General features: G+C 56.7%; 18 protein-coding genes. 16 read left to right on the plus strand and 2 right to left on the minus strand.

What is annotated here, in order from left to right; genetic code table 11:
- The first annotated feature begins 72 nt into the window (after nt 1–72).
- Nucleotides 73–1,014, plus strand: a complete 942-nt coding sequence (locus tag KFZ77_RS07285) for a LysR family transcriptional regulator (protein ID WP_031520012.1) — start codon at nt 73–75, stop codon at nt 1,012–1,014.
- 25 nt (nt 1,015–1,039) lie between these two features.
- Here the strand turns inward: KFZ77_RS07285 and rne are convergent, their stop codons facing one another.
- Nucleotides 1,040–4,291 carry a ribonuclease E gene (rne, locus tag KFZ77_RS07290; RefSeq protein ID WP_264385856.1) on the minus strand — a complete coding sequence of 1,084 codons (3,252 nt, stop codon included), beginning with the start codon at nt 4,289–4,291 and terminating at the stop codon, nt 1,040–1,042.
- Nucleotides 4,292–4,860: 569 nt separating this feature from the next.
- On the opposite strand from rne, the gene rluC reads away from it, so the two are divergent.
- A complete protein-coding gene (rluC, locus tag KFZ77_RS07295) occupies nt 4,861–5,814 on the plus strand; it encodes a 23S rRNA pseudouridine(955/2504/2580) synthase RluC (protein WP_264386158.1) in 954 nt (317 codons plus the stop codon).
- A 27-nt stretch (nt 5,815–5,841) separates the two neighbouring features.
- Here the strand turns inward: rluC and KFZ77_RS07300 are convergent, their stop codons facing one another.
- Complete coding sequence (locus tag KFZ77_RS07300; RefSeq protein ID WP_264385857.1) at nt 5,842–6,426, minus strand: Maf family protein; 585 nt, start codon at nt 6,424–6,426, stop codon at nt 5,842–5,844.
- A gap of 141 nt (nt 6,427–6,567) precedes the next feature.
- Between KFZ77_RS07300 and yceD the strand changes: the two genes are divergently transcribed.
- The 14 genes from yceD (at nt 6,568) to ptsG (ending at nt 19,028) form a co-directional block, all read left to right on the plus strand.
- Entirely contained in the window at nt 6,568–7,089 is a 522-nt protein-coding gene (gene yceD, locus KFZ77_RS07305; protein WP_031520005.1) for a 23S rRNA accumulation protein YceD, read from the plus strand.
- Between the two features lie 16 nt (nt 7,090–7,105).
- Entirely contained in the window at nt 7,106–7,279 is a 174-nt protein-coding gene (gene rpmF / locus KFZ77_RS07310; protein WP_024549480.1) for a 50S ribosomal protein L32, read from the plus strand.
- 68 nt (nt 7,280–7,347) lie between these two features.
- A complete protein-coding gene (gene plsX / locus KFZ77_RS07315) occupies nt 7,348–8,415 on the plus strand; it encodes a phosphate acyltransferase PlsX (protein ID WP_201770420.1) in 1,068 nt (355 codons plus the stop codon).
- Nucleotides 8,416–8,425: 10 nt separating this feature from the next.
- A complete protein-coding gene (locus KFZ77_RS07320) occupies nt 8,426–9,379 on the plus strand; it encodes a beta-ketoacyl-ACP synthase III (RefSeq protein WP_031520001.1) in 954 nt (317 codons plus the stop codon).
- Between the two features lie 18 nt (nt 9,380–9,397).
- Complete coding sequence (gene fabD / locus KFZ77_RS07325; protein WP_031520000.1) at nt 9,398–10,327, plus strand: ACP S-malonyltransferase; 930 nt, start codon at nt 9,398–9,400, stop codon at nt 10,325–10,327.
- Nucleotides 10,328–10,340: 13 nt separating this feature from the next.
- Nucleotides 10,341–11,075, plus strand: coding sequence for a 3-oxoacyl-ACP reductase FabG (gene fabG, locus KFZ77_RS07330; RefSeq protein WP_031519998.1), 735 nt, complete (start codon nt 10,341–10,343; stop codon nt 11,073–11,075).
- Nucleotides 11,076–11,352: 277 nt separating this feature from the next.
- Entirely contained in the window at nt 11,353–11,589 is a 237-nt protein-coding gene (acpP, locus tag KFZ77_RS07335; protein WP_024549485.1) for an acyl carrier protein, read from the plus strand.
- Between the two features lie 86 nt (nt 11,590–11,675).
- A complete protein-coding gene (fabF, locus tag KFZ77_RS07340) occupies nt 11,676–12,917 on the plus strand; it encodes a beta-ketoacyl-ACP synthase II (protein ID WP_031519996.1) in 1,242 nt (413 codons plus the stop codon).
- Nucleotides 12,918–13,022: 105 nt separating this feature from the next.
- On the plus strand, nt 13,023–13,823 hold the full coding sequence (gene pabC / locus KFZ77_RS07345; protein WP_031519994.1) for an aminodeoxychorismate lyase: 801 nt from the start codon (nt 13,023–13,025) through the stop codon (nt 13,821–13,823).
- 11 nt (nt 13,824–13,834) lie between these two features.
- Complete coding sequence (gene yceG / locus KFZ77_RS07350) at nt 13,835–14,857, plus strand: cell division protein YceG (RefSeq protein ID WP_031519992.1); 1,023 nt, start codon at nt 13,835–13,837, stop codon at nt 14,855–14,857.
- Nucleotides 14,847–15,485 carry a dTMP kinase gene (gene tmk, locus KFZ77_RS07355; protein ID WP_031519990.1) on the plus strand — a complete coding sequence of 213 codons (639 nt, stop codon included), beginning with the start codon at nt 14,847–14,849 and terminating at the stop codon, nt 15,483–15,485. The genes yceG and tmk overlap by 11 nt, the downstream gene beginning before the upstream one ends.
- Complete coding sequence (gene holB, locus KFZ77_RS07360) at nt 15,485–16,492, plus strand: DNA polymerase III subunit delta' (protein WP_031519987.1); 1,008 nt, start codon at nt 15,485–15,487, stop codon at nt 16,490–16,492. Before tmk ends, holB begins: the two co-directional genes overlap by 1 nt.
- 9 nt (nt 16,493–16,501) lie before the next feature.
- Complete coding sequence (locus KFZ77_RS07365) at nt 16,502–17,299, plus strand: metal-dependent hydrolase (protein WP_031519985.1); 798 nt, start codon at nt 16,502–16,504, stop codon at nt 17,297–17,299.
- Between the two features lie 295 nt (nt 17,300–17,594).
- A complete protein-coding gene (ptsG, locus tag KFZ77_RS07370) occupies nt 17,595–19,028 on the plus strand; it encodes a PTS glucose transporter subunit IIBC (RefSeq protein ID WP_031519983.1) in 1,434 nt (477 codons plus the stop codon).
- Nucleotides 19,029–19,182 lie beyond the last annotated feature (154 nt).

The raw sequence follows: 19,182 nt of genomic DNA on the forward strand, positions 1-19,182 counted from the left end.
CTGTTAACGGATAGCCTGGTAGCCCGGGCGGTGGTAAAACAGTTATACGTCTGACGTATGAATGAAGGTTTTATGAAACGACAAGAGCGTATAGACCGGCTGGAGCTGATGATGACCTTTGCGCGCATCGTCGAGAGTGGTTCGCTCTCTGCTGCCGCGGGGCTACTGGGAACCACTCAGGCGACGGTCAGTCGACGATTGCAGACTCTGGAGACGCTGCTCGGCGCGAAGCTGCTGCTGCGCTCCACCCATGCCATGAAGCTTACCGACGACGGCGAGCGCTGCTACCACCACGGTCAGATCCTGCTGGCCGGGTGGCAGGCGATGGAGGATGAGCTGAAACATGCTGACGAAGAACCGGTGGGGGTGTTGCGGGTGCGCGCGCCCCATGCGTTTGGCCAGGAGCAACTGCTGGTGCCGCTGACGCAGTTTTTGCTGGAGCACAGCAAGCTGTCGGTGGAGTGGATGCTCAATGATAAGAGCGTGGATTTTCTGGCGGAAAACATCGACTGCGCGATTCAGGTTGGCGTCGAGAGCGATCCCGCTAACGTGGCGGTGCTGCTGGCCGAAGTGCCGCGCATTGTGATTGCTTCCCCGGAACTGCTGGCCCGCTCGCCAGCGGTTGAGGAGATAAACGATCTGGCGCGGCTACCCTGGGTGGCCCTCAACACCTTTTACCGCCATGAAGTGACGCTGACCCATGCCGATACAGGCGAGGCAGTTCAGGTGCCAATGAGTCCGCGCCTTAGCTCAGACAGCCTGTATGCGATAAAAGGGGCGGCGCTGGCCGGGCTGGGGGCCGCGGTGGTCTCTGCCTGGGTGGTCCAGGAGGAGCTGGCGCAGGGCAGACTGGTGAATCTGCTGCCGGCGTGGCAGGCCGCGATGCTGCCGGTACGGCTGGTCTATCCCCATGCCCGCTACCAGCCCGCGCGGCTGTGCCGGTTTCTGGCGCTGATGCGCGAGGTGATGCCGGGGTTATCCGGGATGCAGGCACCAAAAAAAAGCCGACCCTGAGGTCGGCTTTTTAAGCGGCTGAGGATTACTCCACTGCCGGTGGGCGTGTCGCCGGGGCGGTAGCCTGGTGAGTCGCGCTATGACCACCCGCAGAGCCTTTACCCTCGAAGTCAAACGCCGGACGAACCCAGTCGCTGTGACGCGGCGCTTCCGGAACATATTCCGGTGCCGGCGCGCGGGTCATTGGGGCCGTGGCGTGACGCGTGACCGCTGGCGCATTTTTCGGCAGTACCGGAGAGGTGGCTACCGGCGCAACCGGCGCTTGCTCAGCAACAACCGGTGCTGCAGCGGCAGGCGCGTCGGCCTTAACCTCTTCCTGCGGTGCTGCCGCTTCCTGAGGCGCTACTGCTTCCTGAGTTGCTTCGGCGTCCTGCGGTGCTTCTACGGTCGCGTCTTCGATAGCCGGTGCAATCTGCGCGATTTCAGCAGCGATCTCGTCGCGACGGTCGGTTTCGCTTTCCGCCGGTTTCGCCTCTTCTGCTACCGTGCGGGCAACCGCCTGGTCTTCGTCAGCCACAATCTGGGGCTGCTCGTCTACCGGTGCGGCAATCACTTCCGGATGCGTGGTTTCAACGACCGGCGCTTCAGGCTGTGCAACCGGTGCTTCTGGCTCCACGGTCAGTGCCTGTGCGGCCACGGCAATGGTGTTTTCTACCGGCTCGGCCACGATGGTTTCCATCTCGCCGAAACCTTCAGAGGCTTGCTCTGGCAGGCTGGCAACCGGATAGCGGATCCACACTTTACCCGAGGCCATTTCCGGCGATGCGCAGGCGACGGTCAGCGGCATCGGCGACTGGGTCGGGTAACGCTCGTCACGGTAACGACGACGACGCTGACCGCTGACGCGCAGGTGACGCGGGGAACGGCGTGAGCGACGCGGCATGCCAGCGGCATCGGTACGCGCTTCACCGTTTTCATCCTGCTCGACGGCGCTGTCGACAGCCACCGGCAGCGGACGCGTTGCCACTTCGGTGCTGGTCTCGGCAACCGGCTCGTGCTGGGTTTCAACAGCGGCGTTATCGGCTTCAGAGGTGATACGCACTTTCTGGCTCAGCTGACGCGGCTTGCGGCGCGGCAGCGTCTGAACGCGATCGTCCTGCTCAGTTTCCACCTCTGGCTGCGGCTGCTCGTCGCGCTGCAGAGCTTTAACTTCCTGCTGGGCCTGACGCTTATCATCGGAGCGACGACGGTTGCGTTCACGACGCGGCTGCTCGTCACGCCCTTTCGGCTTGTCACCTTCTTCAGCGACCGGCTGCTGGCGGGCATCACGCGTCTCGGCGTTCTGCTGCTGCGCCTGACGACGGTTGCGGCGGTTCTCGTCGCGAGACTCGCGGCCTTCGGCGCTGTCGTTGCGGTTATCACGATTATCGCGGTTGTCACGACCTTCACGGTTGTCGCGGTCACGGTCGCGGTTATCACGGCTGTTGCGATCGCGGCGATTGTTCTGGCGCGGTTTACGACGTTCGTTCTGCTTGCCTTCGGGGTTGGCTTTCTTCTCTTCAGCAGCCGGTTTAGCTTCAACGGCAGGCTCAGAGGCAAACAGCGATTTCAGCGAGCGAACGAGTCGGCCAAACAGGCCCGGCGCCTCGCTGGCTGGCTGCGGCTTCGCGTCGGCTTTCTTCTCAGGCAGCGCGGCAGCTTTCGGCTCAGCCTGAGGGGCAGGCGGTACGTCAGGCATCACGAAGGTGGCCAGTGCAGGCTGCTCCGGACGTTTACGCTCGGCATACTCGTCGTCAGAAGGCAGTGCCATGGCTTCTTCATGCAGCTTCGGCAGCATGTAGCTCAGGGTATGCGTCTCTTCGCCCTTGCGCACGCGCAGGACGGAGTAGTGCGGGGTCTGCATCTGATCGTTTGGCACGATGACGCAGCGCACGCCGCCCTGGCGTTTTTCGATGGCGCTGATGGCTTCGCGCTTTTCGTTCAGCAGGTAAGAGGCAACCTGCACCGGAACGATAGCGTGCACTTCCTGGGTGTTCTCTTTCAGCGCTTCTTCTTCAATGAGACGCAGAATAGAGAGCGCCAGCGATTCGTTATCACGGATGGTGCCGGTGCCGCTACAGCGCGGGCAGACGTGATGGCTGGACTCGCCCAGTGACGGGCTGAGGCGCTGACGGGACATTTCCAGCAGGCCGAAACGGGAGATATGGCTAATCTGGATACGCGCACGATCCTGACGTACCGCTTCACGCAGACGGTTCTCAACCGCGCGCTGGTGGCGTACCGGCGTCATGTCGATGAAGTCGATAACGATCAGGCCGCCGAGGTCGCGCAGACGCAGCTGGCGGGCGATTTCATCTGCCGCTTCCAGGTTGGTATTGAACGCGGTCTCTTCGATATCGCCGCCGCGGGTAGCGCGAGCGGAGTTGATATCGATAGCGGTCAGCGCTTCGGTGGAGTCAATAACGATCGAGCCGCCGGACGGCAGGCGCACTTCGCGCTGGAAGGCAGACTCAATCTGAGATTCGATCTGGTAGTGGCTGAACAGCGGAATTTCACCGGTGTAGAGCTTAATTTTGCTGCTGAAATCCGGACGACCCAGCGCGGCGATGTGCTGGCGCGCAAGTTCGAGCACTTTCGGGTTATCGATAAGGATTTCGCCGATGTCCTGACGCAGGTAGTCGCGGAAGGCACGCACGATAACGTTGCTTTCCTGATGGATCAGGAACGGGGCAGGGCGGCTTTCCGCGGCTTTCTGAATAGCTTCCCAGTGCTTAAGGCGGAAGCTCAGATCCCACTGCAGCGCTTCGGCAGATTTGCCCACGCCAGCGGTACGCACGATAAGACCCATGCCATCCGGCAGTTCCAGGCTGGACAGCGCTTCTTTCAGCTCGGTGCGGTCATCGCCTTCGATGCGGCGGGAGATACCCCCGGCGCGCGGGTTGTTCGGCATCAGAACCAGATAACTACCCGCCAGGCTGATAAAGGTCGTGAGCGCGGCACCTTTGTTACCACGTTCTTCTTTATCGATCTGAACAATGACTTCCTGACCTTCACGCAGCACGTCTTTGATGTTTGGACGACCGTGTGACGAGTAGTTTGAAGGGAAGTATTCGCGGGCGATTTCTTTAAGAGGGAGAAAACCGTGTCTTTCAGCGCCGTAGTCAACAAACGCGGCTTCAAGACTGGGTTCGATACGGGTAATTTTACCTTTGTAAATGTTCGCTTTTTTCTGCTCGTGCCCTGGGCTTTCGATATCCAGGTCGTACAGGCGCTGCCCATCCACAAGGGCGACACGCAACTCTTCTTGCTGAGTTGCGTTGATCAACATTCTTTTCATCGTAACTTACTCATTATTCTTGCATTGACGACTAAGCTGCGGGCATGGTGACGCCTTTCCGGGTGTGAACCGATGGCCTCGTGACTATTTGCGTCGTCAACCTCACGGTTATCGCTCGCTTAAGAGGCGCAGAGTGTCGGTAGCCTGTTTTTCATAAGGAAAAACAGCGCAATTATCAGGGGAATAGCCTGGGAAAATATCGCCAGAGATGATTCCATTTACCGGTAAGGACTGCAACCCGCAGCCCGCTAACTGCCTGAAAGTTCACAACGTCTTACGCCATTGCTGCGTGAGTGAACGGCCGGGCAAAATGGGTAATTCCGCAAAACATCTTGTTTTAACAAGTTTTAACACGGAAAACGAGAACATTATTCACTGCTAACCTTGTTATAGCAAGATGACTTTTGCCATTTATCATCTGCTTACTCACAGTTTTTCAACCTGCTAACAACGAGTGTTCTAATAACAACCAGTCGTGGCAAATCGCCAACCTGCGCGGGCAGATTGTAAATATAAGCACAGAAAAATGAGTGGCGCTATGCCAGTTGGCTCAATTAGAATCGCCGACCATGAAAACAGAGAGTCCATCCGTAAAAACCGTTGCCATTTCTGATGAAGAAGCCGGGCAGCGTATCGACAACTTTTTGCGCACCCAGCTCAAGGGCGTGCCGAAAAGCATGATCTATCGCATCATCCGTAAGGGTGAGGTGCGGGTTAACAAGAAGCGCATTAAGCCGGAGTACAAACTCGAGGCGGGCGATGAAGTGCGCGTGCCGCCGGTGCGCGTGGCCGAGCGTGAAGAAGAGGCGGTGTCGCCGCACCTTAATAAGGTTGCGCAGCTTAGCGACGTCATCCTCTATGAAGATGACCACATTCTTGTGCTCAATAAACCTTCCGGTACGGCGGTACACGGCGGCAGCGGCCTGAGCTTCGGCGTCATCGAAGGGCTGCGCGCTCTGCGCCCGGAAGCGCGTTTCCTTGAGCTGGTGCACCGTCTCGACCGCGATACCTCTGGCGTATTGCTGGTCGCCAAGAAACGTTCCGCGCTGCGTTCGCTGCACGAGCAGCTGCGTAATAAAGGTATGCAGAAGGATTATCTCGCGCTGGTGCGCGGGCAGTGGCAATCACATGTGAAGGTCGTGCAGGCGCCGCTACTGAAAAATATTCTGCAGAGCGGAGAGCGTATTGTGCGCGTGAGCAGCGAAGGCAAACCCTCCGAAACGCGTTTCAAAGTGGAAGAGCGCTATACCCATGCCACGCTGGTGCGCTGTAGCCCGGTTACCGGTCGTACCCACCAGATACGCGTTCACACGTTGCATGCCGGCCATCCGATTGCGTTTGACGATCGCTATGGCGACCGGGAGTTTGACAGGCAGCTCGACGGCACGGGGCTGAATCGTCTGTTCCTTCATGCCGCCGCGCTGAAGTTTGAACATCCCGCCAGCGGGGAAACGATACGCATTGAAGCGCCGCTCGACGATAAGCTCAAGCGCTGCCTCAACGTGCTGCGCAACCAGAAGTAACGTGAAGCTCCGCCGTGCGGAGCTTTTTTATGCCTGAAGCGGAGTGACGCCTTCGTTGCGCAGCATCTCGCAGAGCGCAATAAGCGGCAGGCCGACCAGCGTATTCGGATCGCGCCCTTCAAGCCGCTCAAACAGCGTGATGCCGAGCCCCTCGCTCTTGAAACTCCCGGCGCAGTTGAGCGGCTGCTCTTTATCGACGTAAGCCTCAATCTCTGCAGCGCTGAGCGTGCGGAAATGCACGTGAAATGGTTCGCAGAGAATTTGCGCTTTCCCGCTGGCACTGTTTAATAACGCAAGCCCGGTATAGAAGGTGATGATATTGCCACTGGCCTGGGCCAGTTGCGCAATGGCATTTTCCCGCGTGTGGGGTTTGCCGGTAATAACGCCGTTCAATACGCAAACCTGATCCGAGCCTATAATCAGATGAGATGGATAACGCATTGCCAGCGCCTCAGCCTTAGCGTGCGCCAGACGCTGCACCAGCTGAATAGCGGTTTCGCCGGCCAGCGGCGCTTCGTCAGTTTCAGGCGCGTCGGTAATAAAAGGCAGCGTGAGCTTTTCAAGTAACGCGCGGCGAAACGGGGATGTAGATGCGAGCACAATCGCGGTCATTTTTTTATTGCCAGATATAGCGAATCGGTGAAAGGCATTTTAAACTGTGCGCCGCAATTGTGTGCGAATAAATGGCAAAAGGCGGTCATGACTGCCTTTTCCTTTGACTCTATGACATTACAAAGTTAATATGCGCGCCCTATGCAAAAGGTAAAATTACCCCTGACTCTTGATCCGGTTCGTACCGCTCAAAAACGCCTCGATTACCAGGGTATCTATACCCAGGACCAGGCGGAGCGTGTCGCCGAATCTGTGGTCAGTGTGGACAGTGATGTGGAATGCTCCATGTCGTTTGCTATCGACAACCAGCGCCTCGCGGTATTAACCGGCGATGCAACGGTATCGGTAACGCTCGAATGCCAGCGTTGCGGTAAAACGTTCCCGCATCATGTTCACACAACGTATTGTTTTAGCCCGATCGCGAACAGCGAGCAGGCTGAAGCACTCCCGGAAGCGTATGAACCGATTGAGGTTAACGAATTCGGTGAAATCGATCTGCTTGCTATGGTTGAGGATGAAATCATTCTCTCCTTACCAGTAGTTCCGGTGCATGATTCTGAACACTGTGAAGTGTCCGACGCGGACATGGTCTTTGGTGAACTGCCTGAAGAAGCGCAAAAGCCAAACCCATTTGCCGTATTAGCCAGTTTAAAGCGTAAGTAATTGAGGAGTAAGGTCCATGGCCGTACAACAGAATAAACCAACCCGTTCCAAACGCGGTATGCGTCGTTCTCATGACGCTCTGACCGCTGTTACCAGCCTGTCTGTAGACAAGACTTCTGGTGAGACCCACCTGCGTCACCACGTAACCGCTGACGGTTACTATCGCGGTCGTAAGGTTATCACCAAGTAATCACGCGCAAGCGTGGTGCTTTGGTGCTTTTCCCGCGCAAGCGGGGATAACCGGACATCGACGATACCTTGACACGTCTAACCCTTGCGTTAGATGCCATGGGGGGCGATTTTGGCCCATCCGTGACAGTGCCTGCATCCTTGCAGGCACTGAATTCTAATTCGCAGCTCCATCTTCTTTTAGTCGGCGATCCCGACGCTATAACACCATTACTTGCTAAAGCTGACTTTGAACAACGTTCACGTTTGCAGATTATCCCTGCGCAGTCGGTTATCGCCAGTGATGCTCGCCCGTCCCAGGCGGTTCGCAACAGTCGCGGAACGTCAATGCGGGTTGCGTTGGAGTTAGTAAAAGAAGGACGCGCGCAGGCCTGCGTCAGTGCCGGTAATACCGGCGCATTGATGGGACTTGCCAAACTTTTGCTCAAGCCGATCGACGGCATTGAGCGACCGGCGCTGGTGACGGTGTTGCCGCATCAGCAGAAGGGTAAAACGGTAGTGCTGGATTTAGGTGCTAACGTTGACTGCGACAGCAATATGCTGGTGCAGTTCGCCGTAATGGGCTCGGTCATGGCCGAAGAGGTGCTGACAATTAGTCATCCCCGCGTAGCGCTTCTCAATATTGGAGAAGAAGAGACGAAAGGTCTTGATAGCATCCGCGACGCCTCGGCATTATTAAAAGCATCACCTTCGATTAACTATATTGGTTATCTCGAAGCGAACGAATTATTGACCGGCAAGACCGATGTGCTGGTGTGTGACGGGTTTGTCGGAAACGTCACGTTGAAAACGATGGAAGGCGTGGTCAGGATGTTCCTTTCGCTACTGAAATCTCAAAGCGAAGGGAAGAAAAAGTCGTGGTGGCTGCTGTTATTAAAGCGTTGGTTACAAAAAAGCCTCTCAAGGCGATTCAGTCACCTCAACCCCGACCAGTATAATGGCGCCTGTCTGTTAGGATTGCGCGGCACCGTGATTAAGAGTCATGGTGCCGCCAATCAGCGAGCATTTGCGGTCGCTATCGAACAGGCGGTGCAGGCGGTAGAGCGGCAACTTCCCGAGCGGATTGCCACTCGCCTGGAATGTTTATACCCGGCTGGCTTAGCAACAGAAAGCAGCGAGTATATTACCCAAGAGTGACAGAGCGTACATGTATACGAAGATTATTGGCACCGGCAGCTATCTGCCTGAGCACGTGCGGACGAACGCCGATCTGGAAAAAATGGTGGATACCTCTGACGAGTGGATTGTCACCCGTACAGGTATTCGCGAGCGCCGTATTGCCGCACCAGGCGAGACCGTATCCACGATGGGATATGAAGCATCGCTGCGTGCGCTTGAGATGGCTGGCGTCGACAAAAATGAGATTGGCCTGATCATTGTTGCAACGACCTCTGCCAGCAACGCTTTCCCAAGCTCCGCATGCGAAATCCAGAACATGCTCAGCATTAAAGGCTGCCCGGCATTTGACGTAGCTGCAGCCTGCGCGGGCTTTACCTACGCGCTCAGCATCGCCGATCAGTACATCAAAAGCGGTGCGGTGAAGTACGCGCTGGTGGTGGGCTCTGACGCGCTGTCCCGTACTCTCGATCCTGAAGATCGCGGTACCATTATTCTGTTTGGCGATGCGGCGGGCGCAGTCGTGCTGGGCGCATCCGAAGAGCCGGGCATTATGTCCACGCATCTGCACGCTGACGGCAGCTACGGTGCGCTGCTGGCGTTGCCGAATAAAGATCGTGCGGATGCAGAAAGTCAGGCGTACCTGACCATGACCGGCAACGAAGTCTTTAAGGTGGCGGTGACTGAGCTGGCGCACATCGTTGATGAAACGCTGGAAGCCAATAACCTCGACCGCGCAGCGCTTGACTGGCTGGTGCCGCATCAGGCGAACCTGCGTATTATCAGCGCGACGGCGAAAAAGCTGAGTATGTCCATGGACAACGTGGTGGTCACGCTTGACCGTCATGGCAACACCTCTGCGGCCTCTGTGCCGGCAGCGCTTGATGAAGCGGTGCGTGACGGACGCATTCAGCGCGGCCATCTGGTGCTGCTCGAAGCCTTCGGCGGCGGTTTCACCTGGGGTTCGGCGCTGGTCCGTTTTTGATTAATAAGGATTAAAAACATGACGCAATTTGCATTTGTTTTCCCGGGGCAGGGCTCTCAGGCTGTGGGCATGCTGTCTGATATGGCGGCAACCTATCCGGTGATTGAAGAGACCTTCCGTGAGGCTTCTGCGGTTTTAGGGTACGACCTCTGGGCGCTGGCGCAGCAAGGCCCGGCTGAAGAACTGAATAAAACCTGGCAGACCCAGCCTGCGCTGCTGACGGCATCTGTTGCCCTGTGGCGTGTATGGCAGCAGCAGGGCGGGAAAACCCCAGCCCTGATGGCCGGTCACAGCCTGGGTGAATACTCCGCGCTGGTTTGTGCGGGCGTAATTGATTTCGCCGATGCGGTGCGTCTGGTTGAGCTGCGCGGTAAGCTGATGCAGGATGCGGTGCCGGAAGGCACTGGCGCAATGTCCGCTATTATCGGGCTTGACGATGCATCTATTGCGAAAGCCTGTGAAGAGTCTGCCCAGGGCCAGGTTGTCTCTCCGGTGAACTTTAACTCTCCGGGGCAGGTGGTAATCGCGGGTAACAAAGAAGCGGTAGAGCGTGCCGGTGCCGCCTGTAAGGCTGCTGGCGCAAAACGTGCGCTGCCGCTGCCGGTTAGCGTTCCGTCTCACTGCGCACTGATGAAGCCTGCCGCCGATAAAATGGCTGTTGAGCTGCAAAACATCACTTTCAATGCGCCTCAGGTGCCAGTCGTCAACAACGTTGACGTGAAGTGTGAAACTGCGCCTGATGCTATTCGTGATGCGCTGGTCCGTCAGCTCTATAGTCCGGTTCAGTGGACGAAGAGCGTAGAATTTATGGCGTCCCAGGGCGTAACTCAGCTTTATGAAGTTGGTCCGGGCAAGGTGCTGACTGGCCTGACCAAACGTATTGTTGACACCCTGAGCGCGGCGGCAATCAATGAGCCGGACGCGATGTCAGCGGCGCTTGAACAATAAAAAGAGGAAAACCATGAGCTTTGAAGGAAAAGTTGCGCTGGTAACCGGTGCAAGTCGTGGCATTGGCCGCGCTATTGCCGAGACCCTGGTCGCGCGCGGTGCGAAAGTGGTGGGTACTGCAACCAGCGAAAGCGGCGCACAGGCTATCAGCGATTATCTGGGTGCTAACGGTAAAGGTCTGATGCTGAACGTGACTGATGCAGCATCTATCGAATCTGTTATGGAAAATATTCGTGCAGAGTTTGGTGAAGTGGATATTCTGGTTAATAACGCCGGTATCACTCGCGACAATCTTCTGATGCGAATGAAAGATGATGAGTGGAACGATATCCTCGAAACCAACCTGTCATCTGTATTCCGTCTGTCAAAAGCGGTAATGCGGGCTATGATGAAGAAGCGTCATGGTCGTATTATCACTATCGGTTCTGTGGTGGGTACCATGGGAAATGCCGGTCAGGCCAACTACGCTGCGGCGAAAGCGGGTCTTATCGGTTTCAGTAAATCGCTGGCGCGTGAAGTCGCGTCGCGCGGTATTACTGTAAACGTTGTTGCTCCGGGCTTTATTGAAACGGACATGACGCGTGCGCTGTCTGAAGATCAGCGTGCGGGTATTCTGGCGCAGGTTCCTGCGGGTCGCTTAGGCGACGCAAAAGAAATCGCCAGCGCGGTAGCATTTTTAGCCTCTGACGAAGCAGGTTACATCTCTGGTGAGACTCTGCACGTCAACGGCGGAATGTATATGGTCTGACCGCACGCTCCCGGACAAATAATTTTGCGACGTGGTTACAATTGAGACAAACCTCAGGCGTGGTAATTAAAAAACGCCTGAAATATGACTTAACAACCACTTAAGCTAAAGTTTTTGACGTTACCGGGAGCAAAATGATTTGCGTTATCGGGGGTCTTACCCGCAAAATAGCGTAAAATCGTGGTTCGACCAGCCGGGATTTAGTTGCATCTTTTTCAACATTTTATACACTACGAAAACCATCGCGAAAGCGAGTTTTGATAGGAAATTTAAGAGTATGAGCACTATCGAAGAACGCGTTAAGAAAATCATCGGCGAACAGCTGGGCGTTAAGCAGGAAGAAGTTACTAACGGTGCTTCTTTTGTTGAAGACCTGGGCGCTGATTCTCTTGACACCGTTGAGCTGGTAATGGCTCTGGAAGAAGAGTTTGATACTGAGATTCCGGACGAAGAAGCTGAGAAAATCACCACCGTTCAGGCTGCCATTGATTACATCAACGGTCACCAGGCGTAAGTGAACATCTCCAGGCGGTCATTCGACCGCCTGAGTTTTATCTTTTTGTCCCACAAGTATCTTTTTTCCCTCCCTGGAGGACAAACGTGTCTAAGCGTCGTGTAGTTGTGACCGGACTGGGCATGTTGTCTCCTGTCGGCAATACCGTAGAGTCTACCTGGAAAGCTCTCCTTGCCGGTCAGAGCGGCATCAGCCTAATCGACCATTTCGATACTAGCGCCTATGCAACGAAATTTGCTGGCTTAGTAAAGGATTTTAACTGTGATGACTTCATCTCGCGCAAAGATCAGCGCAAGATGGACGCCTTCATTCAATATGGAATTGTCGCCGGCATCCAGGCCATGCAGGATTCTGGCCTTGAAATTACCGAAGAGAATGCAACCCGTATCGGTGCTGCAATCGGCTCCGGTATCGGCGGACTGGGCCTTATCGAAGAGAACCACACCGCGCTTGCGCAGGGTGGCCCTCGTAAAATCAGCCCGTTCTTTGTTCCGTCCACAATCGTAAACATGGTCGCAGGTCACCTGACTATCATGTACGGTCTGCGTGGGCCGAGCATCTCTATTGCGACGGCTTGTACGTCTGGTGTGCATAACATTGGCCAGGCTGCACGTATGATTGCCTATGGCGATGCCGACGCAATGGTTGCTGGCGGTGCAGAGAAAGCCAGTACGCCGCTTGGCGTTGGTGGTTTCGGCGCGGCGCGTGCGCTCTCCACTCGCAATGATAATCCGCAGGCGGCAAGCCGTCCGTGGGATAAAGATCGCGATGGTTTCGTCCTTGGTGACGGTGCCGGTATGATCGTGCTTGAAGAGTACGAGCATGCGAAAAAACGCGGCGCGAAAATCTATTGTGAAATTGTTGGCTTTGGTATGAGCAGCGATGCTTACCATATGACTTCACCGCCGGAAAACGGTGCTGGCGCTGCGCTGGCAATGTCCAACGCGCTGAAAGATGCGGGTATCGCGGCCGGTGAAATTGGCTACGTTAACGCACACGGTACCTCCACGCCGGCAGGTGACGTTGCTGAAGCGCAGGCTGTGAAATCGGTATTTGGCGCGGATGCGAAACGCATTCTGGTCAGCTCCACCAAATCCATGACGGGCCACCTGCTGGGTGCAGCCGGTGCGGTAGAGTCAATCTACTCCATCCTGGCGCTGCGCGATCAGGCGGTACCGCCAACCATCAACCTGGACAACCCTGATGAAGGTTGTGACCTGGACTTCGTTCCGCACGAAGCCCGCCAGGTAAGCGGTCTGGAGTACACCCTGTGTAACTCTTTCGGCTTCGGTGGTACTAACGGCTCGCTGATCTTCAAAAAGATCTGATTCCTGCCCTGAAGGCCCGCGCTGCGGGCCTTTTTCATAAGACATCTCCGCTTGCTCGCCCTTAGTCATCCTGCGACACTATTTCGCTTACCGAAAGGAGCGACAATGTTCTTGATAAACGGTGCATGGCAGGACTCCCTCCCGGCGAATGACAGAGCGATACAGTTTGGTGACGGCTGCTTCACCACCGCCCGTATTCGTGAAGGTCGCGTACAGCTGCTGGACGCGCATCTGGCACGCCTGCGTCTTGCCTGTGAACGGTTATTCATCCCTTTTGATGCCTGGTCAACACTGGAAACCGAAATGGTCGAGTTGGCTAACCGGCAGGTCAATGGGGTGCTGAAGGTAATTATCAGCCGCGGCGGTGGCGGGCGAGGTTATAGCCCTGCTGGCTGCCTTGCCCCGACGCGTCTGCTGAGCATATCCCCGCCGCCGGCCCACTATTCCGCCTGGCGTGAGCAGGGCATCACGCTTACCCTCAGCCCGGTGCGTCTGGGCCGTAACCCTCAGCTCGCCGGCATCAAGCATCTCAACCGCCTGGAGCAGGTGCTGATCCGTTCTCATCTTGAACAGTCTGACGCCGACGAGGCGCTGGTGCTTGACAGCGAAGGGTGGGTTACGGAATGCTGTGCGGCTAATTTATTCTGGCGCCAGAGGAATCAGGTATTTACGCCGCGTCTCGATCAGGCTGGCGTCAATGGTCTGATGCGCCAGCATATTTTGTCCTGCCTGCAGCAAAGTGAATGGCAGGTTCACGAGGTAAACGCAACCGCAGCGGCGCTTGAGGAGGCGGAAGAAGTGCTGATCTGCAATGCCCTTATGCCCCTCGTGCCGGTTAACGCGCTTGACGGCAAACGCTGGACCGCGCGTGAGCTTTACCACTTTTTAGCCCCACACTGTGAGTGACCGATATCGTCATGAAAAAGATGTTACGTTTCGCTGTGCTGGTACTGGTTGTCCTTGGGGTAGCCGCAGGCGCTGGCTTATGGAAAGTCCGCCAGCTTGCCGACAGCAAAATTACGGTAAAAGAAGAAACCATTTTTACCCTCAAACAGGGCACCGGGCGTATTGCCCTCGGCAAGCAGCTCTACGATGAAAAAATCATCACCCGTCCGCGCGTGTTTCAGTGGCTGCTGCGGGCAGAGCCCGAACTGGCTAACTTCAAAGCCGGAACCTACCGCCTGACGCCGGAGATGACGGTGCGTGACGCACTCCGGTTGCTGGCCAGCGGTAAAGAAGCGCAGTTCCCGCTACGCCTTGTTGAAGGGATGCGTCTGAGCGACTGGCTGAAACAGTTGCACGATGCCCCCCACATCAAACATACCCTGCCGGACGCGAACTATGAGACGGTCGCCAAAGCGGTCGGCATTGATAATCCGCAGTGGGTCGAGGGCTGGTTCTGGCCAGACACCTGGTCTTATACCGCGCATACCACCGATGTCACCATCCTGAAGCGCGCTCATGCCAGAATGGTGAAGGCCGTTGATGAAGCCTGGGAAGGGCGAGCGCCGGGTCTGCCTTATAAAGACAAAAACCAGCTGGTGACAATGGCCTCTATTATTGAGAAAGAGACGGCAGTAGCCAGCGAACGCGATCGGGTCGCCTCGGTATTTATTAACCGTCTGCGCATCGGCATGCGTCTGCAGACCGACCCGACGGTGATCTATGGTATGGGGGAGACCTATAACGGGAATATCACCCGCAAGGATCTCGAAACACCCACGCCGTACAATACTTACGTGATTTCCGGACTGCCGCCCGGGCCGATCGCGATGCCGGGTCAGGCGTCATTGACCGCCGCCGCGCATCCGGCGAAGACCTCTTACCTTTATTTCGTTGCGGATGGTAAAGGCGGACACGCATTCACTACCAATCTCAGCAGCCATAATCAGGCCGTGCAGGCTTATCTGAAGTCGCTTAAGGGCAAGAATGAGAAGTAAATTTATCGTTATCGAAGGGCTGGAAGGTGCAGGTAAAACCACCGCCCGCAACGTGGTCATTGATACCCTCAAAGCACAGGGTGTTACCGACCTCGTTTTCACCCGCGAGCCGGGAGGCACCGTGCTGGCGGAGAAACTGCGCAGTCTGGTGCTGGATATCAAGTCGGTAGGGGAAGAGACCATTACCGACCACGCGGAAGTGCTGCTGTTTTATGCTGCGCGCGTTCAGCTGGTTGAGACGGTGATCAAACCCGCGCTGGCGCGCGGTGCCTGCGTGATCGGCGATCGTCACGATCTCTCCACCCAGGCCTATCAGGGCGGCGGACGCGGCATCGATCCGACTATGCTGGCGACCCTGCGCCAGACCGTGCTCGGCGACTTTGCGCCCGATCTGACGCTCTATCTCGACGTCACCCCTGAGGTCGGACTGAAGCGCGCCCGCGCGCGTGGAGAGCTGGATCGCATTGAGCAGGAGTCGCTCGACTTCTTCAACCGCACCCGCGCACGTTACCTGGAACTGGCGGCGGCTACGCCATCCATCAAAACCATCGATGCCACGCGCTCGCTGGATGAGGTGACGCACGACATTCGCGAAACCGTGTGTCGCTGGATGGAGGCGCAGGCCTGATGAAATGGTATCCGTGGCTGCGTCCGTCGTTTGAGCATCTGGTGTCCCAGCATCAGGCCGGGCGCGGGCACCATGCGTTACTGATTCACGCACTGCCCGGCATGGGCGATGAGGCGCTGATTTACGCCCTTGGCCGCTGGCTGATGTGTCAGCAACCGGATGGTCAGAAAAGCTGCGGCCAGTGCCGGAGCTGTCAGCTGATGCAGGCCAGTACCCATCCTGACTATTACCTGGTCGAGCCGGAAAAGGGCAAAGCCAGCCTCGGGATTGACGCCATCCGTGCGGTCAGCGAAAAGCTCTACGAACATGCGCGACTGGGTGGGGCAAAAGTGGTGTGGATTGCCGATGCGGCGCAGCTGACCGAGGCGGCGGCCAATGCCTTGCTGAAAACCCTGGAAGAGCCGCCGGAAAATACCTGGTTTTTGCTGGGCTGCCGCACGCCGGAAAATCTGCTGGCAACCCTGCGCAGCCGCTGTTTTTACTGGCATATCCCGGTGCCGGAAGAGCGTTACGCGCTGGCGTGGCTGGCGCGTGAAAAACCCGCCACTCCGGATGAGCTGAGTGCAGCGCTGCGCCTGAGCGGCGGTGCGCCCGCGGCAGCGCTGACGCTATTGGACGATCAGGCCCGCGAGGCGCGTCATCAGCTGTGCGTGGCGACAGACGGCGCGCTCAGCCAGCAGGATTTTCTGTCGCTGCTGACCGTGCTCAATCACGACAGCGCCCCGATGCGGCTGTACTGGCTCTCTGCGCTGCTGCTTGATGCAGTGAAATGGCAGCAGGGTGCCGCGCGCTGGCTGACGAATCCCGACAGACAGCCGCTGGTGGAGCGTCTCGCCGCGCAGCTCACCGTTTCGCAACTGCAGCACTGCCTGCATTCGCTGTTTCGCACCCGCGAGCAGCTGCTGCGGGTCGCGGGCGTCAACCGCGAACTGCTGCTGACCGATTTGCTGTTATCCTGGGAGCAGATGCTCACGTCAGGCGTACAGCGTCCCCTTTTTCATCTGTAGAGAATGATTATGTTTTTAGTTGATTCCCACTGCCACCTCGACGGTCTGGATTACCAGACGCTGCATAAAAATGTCGGTGACGTGCTGGAAAAAGCCGCTGCGCGCGACGTGAAGTTTTTCCTCGCCGTTGCCACTACGCTGCCGGGCTACAGCGCTATGCGCGAGCTGGTGGGGCAGCGCGACAACGTGGTGTTCTCCTGTGGCGTTCATCCGCTCAATCAGGATGAGCCTTATGAGGTCGACACCCTGCGTCGGCTGGCGGCGGAAGAGGGCGTCGTGGCGATGGGTGAAACCGGGCTCGACTACTTCTATACCCCTGAAACCAAAGCGACCCAGCAGGCGTCGTTCCGCAACCATATCCGCATTGGACGTGAGCTTAACAAGCCGGTAATTGTACACACGCGCGATGCCCGGGAAGACACGCTGGCGATTTTACGCGAGGAAAAGGTGACGGATTGCGGTGGCGTACTACACTGTTTCACTGAAGATCGGGAAACCGCAGGCAAGCTGCTGGATATGGGATTCTATATTTCGTTTTCAGGCATTGTCACTTTCCGCAATGCGGAGCAGCTGCGTGACGCAGCGCGTTACGTGCCGCTGGACCGGCTGCTGGTTGAAACCGATTCTCCATACCTTGCGCCGGTTCCGCATCGTGGCAAAGAGAATCAGCCGGCCCTGGTGCGCGACGTGGCAGAATATATGGCGGTACTGAAAGGCGTTTCGCTGGAAGAGCTGGCATCGGCAACCACGCATAACTTTGCCACGCTGTTTCATATCGACCCGTCCCGCCTGCAAAATAGCCAATAGCCTAATTATTTTATTGCTCGTAATTAAGTAGTGAAGCGCGTAGAGTTCACCGCCAAAATCCAGGCGGTGAAGCTGTTTTCGCGGCCTGCTTAAGCGTCAGATTGTAAAGAAATTTAACTTTTTCTGAGGGTGGTTGCTGAAACGTGACTACCGTCAAACAAAAAAAACGCGATTTATTTTACTCTGCGTAATAAATAAAGGGCGCTCAGATGCCCTGTTTTATGGCCTGTTTCTCCCCACAGGCAATGCGTGATAAGCGTAAAAAAAGCACAAATACTCAGGAGCACTCTCAATTATGTTCAAGAATGCATTTGCTAACCTGCAGAAGGTGGGTAAATCGCTGATGCTGCCGGTCTCCGTACTGCCTATCGCAGGTATCCTGCTGGGCGTCGGTTCCGCTAACTTCAGCTGGCTGCCAGCAGTGGTTTCCCATGTGATGGCGGAAGCGGGCGGTTCCGTGTTCGCCAACATGCCGCTGATCTTCGCCATCGGCGTGGCGCTGGGCTTCACCAATAACGACGGCGTATCCGGCCTGGCCGCGGTCGTTGCGTATGGCATCATGGTGAAAACCATGGCGGTGGTTGCGCCGCTGGTGCTGCACTTACCGGCTGAAGAGATCGCCTCACAACACCTGGCTGATACCGGTGTGCTGGGCGGTATCATCGCGGGTGCTATCGCAGCTTACATGTTCAACCGTTTCTACCGTATTAAGCTCCCTGAGTATCTGGGCTTCTTCGCGGGCAAACGCTTTGTGCCGATTATCTCCGGCCTGACCGCTATCATCATGGGCGTGCTGCTGTCCTTCATCTGGCCGCCGGTGGGTAGCGCTATCCAGACCTTCTCCCAGTGGGCTGCTTATCAGAACCCGGTAGTCGCGTTTGGTATCTACGGCTTCATCGAGCGTAGCCTGGTGCCGTTCGGCCTGCACCATATCTGGAACGTACCTTTCCAGATGCAGATTGGTGAATTCACCAACGCTGCCGGTCAGGTGTTCCACGGTGATATCCCGCGTTACATGGCAGGCGACCCGACCGCAGGTAAACTCTCCGGTGGCTTCCTGTTCAAAATGTATGGTCTGCCGGCTGCCGCTATCGCCATCTGGCACTCTGCTAAACCAGAGAACCGCGCGAAAGTGGGCGGGATCATGATCTCCGCGGCGCTGACCTCGTTCCTGACCGGTATCACAGAGCCGATCGAGTTCTCCTTCATGTTCGTTGCGCCGATCCTGTACGTGATCCACGCGGTACTGGCTGGCCTGGCGTTCCCGATCTGTATCCTGCTGGGTATGCGTGACGGTACCAGCTTCTCCCACGGCCTGATCGACTTCGTGGTGCTGAGCGGTAACGGCAGTAACCTGTGGCTGTTCCCGGTTGTGGGTCTGTGCTACGCGGCCATCTACTACACCGTGTTCCGCGTGCTGATTAAAGCGCTGGATCTGAAAACGCCGGGTCGTGAAGACGCGACGGAAGATGCCAAAGCAGGCGCGACCAGTGAAATGGCTCCGGCTCTGGTTGCTGCTTTCGGTGGCAAAGAGAACATCACTAACCTTGATGCCTGTATCACTCGTCTGCGCGTCAGCGTGGCCGACGTGGCTAAAGTTGACCAGTCCGGCCTGAAAAAGCTGGGTGCGGCAGGTGTGGTGGTTGCTGGTTCCGGTGTTCAGGCTATCTTCGGTACTAAATCCGATAACCTGAAAACGGAAATGGATGAGTACATCCGTAACAGCTAAGCCATAAAGGTTGGGGAGACTAAGGGAGGCCGATGGCCTCCCTTTTTTATGGGCGGCGTTGTATTAAGCGCTGTTCCGGCCACAGGGCAGGTTTACGTGCCATCACTGCCACAGAACCGTGCTGAGAGCAGGGCGCTGATGTCCAGACAAAAAG

The organism is Siccibacter colletis (assembly GCF_025914095.1).
GTDB classification, from domain to species: Bacteria; Pseudomonadota; Gammaproteobacteria; order Enterobacterales; family Enterobacteriaceae; genus Siccibacter; species Siccibacter colletis.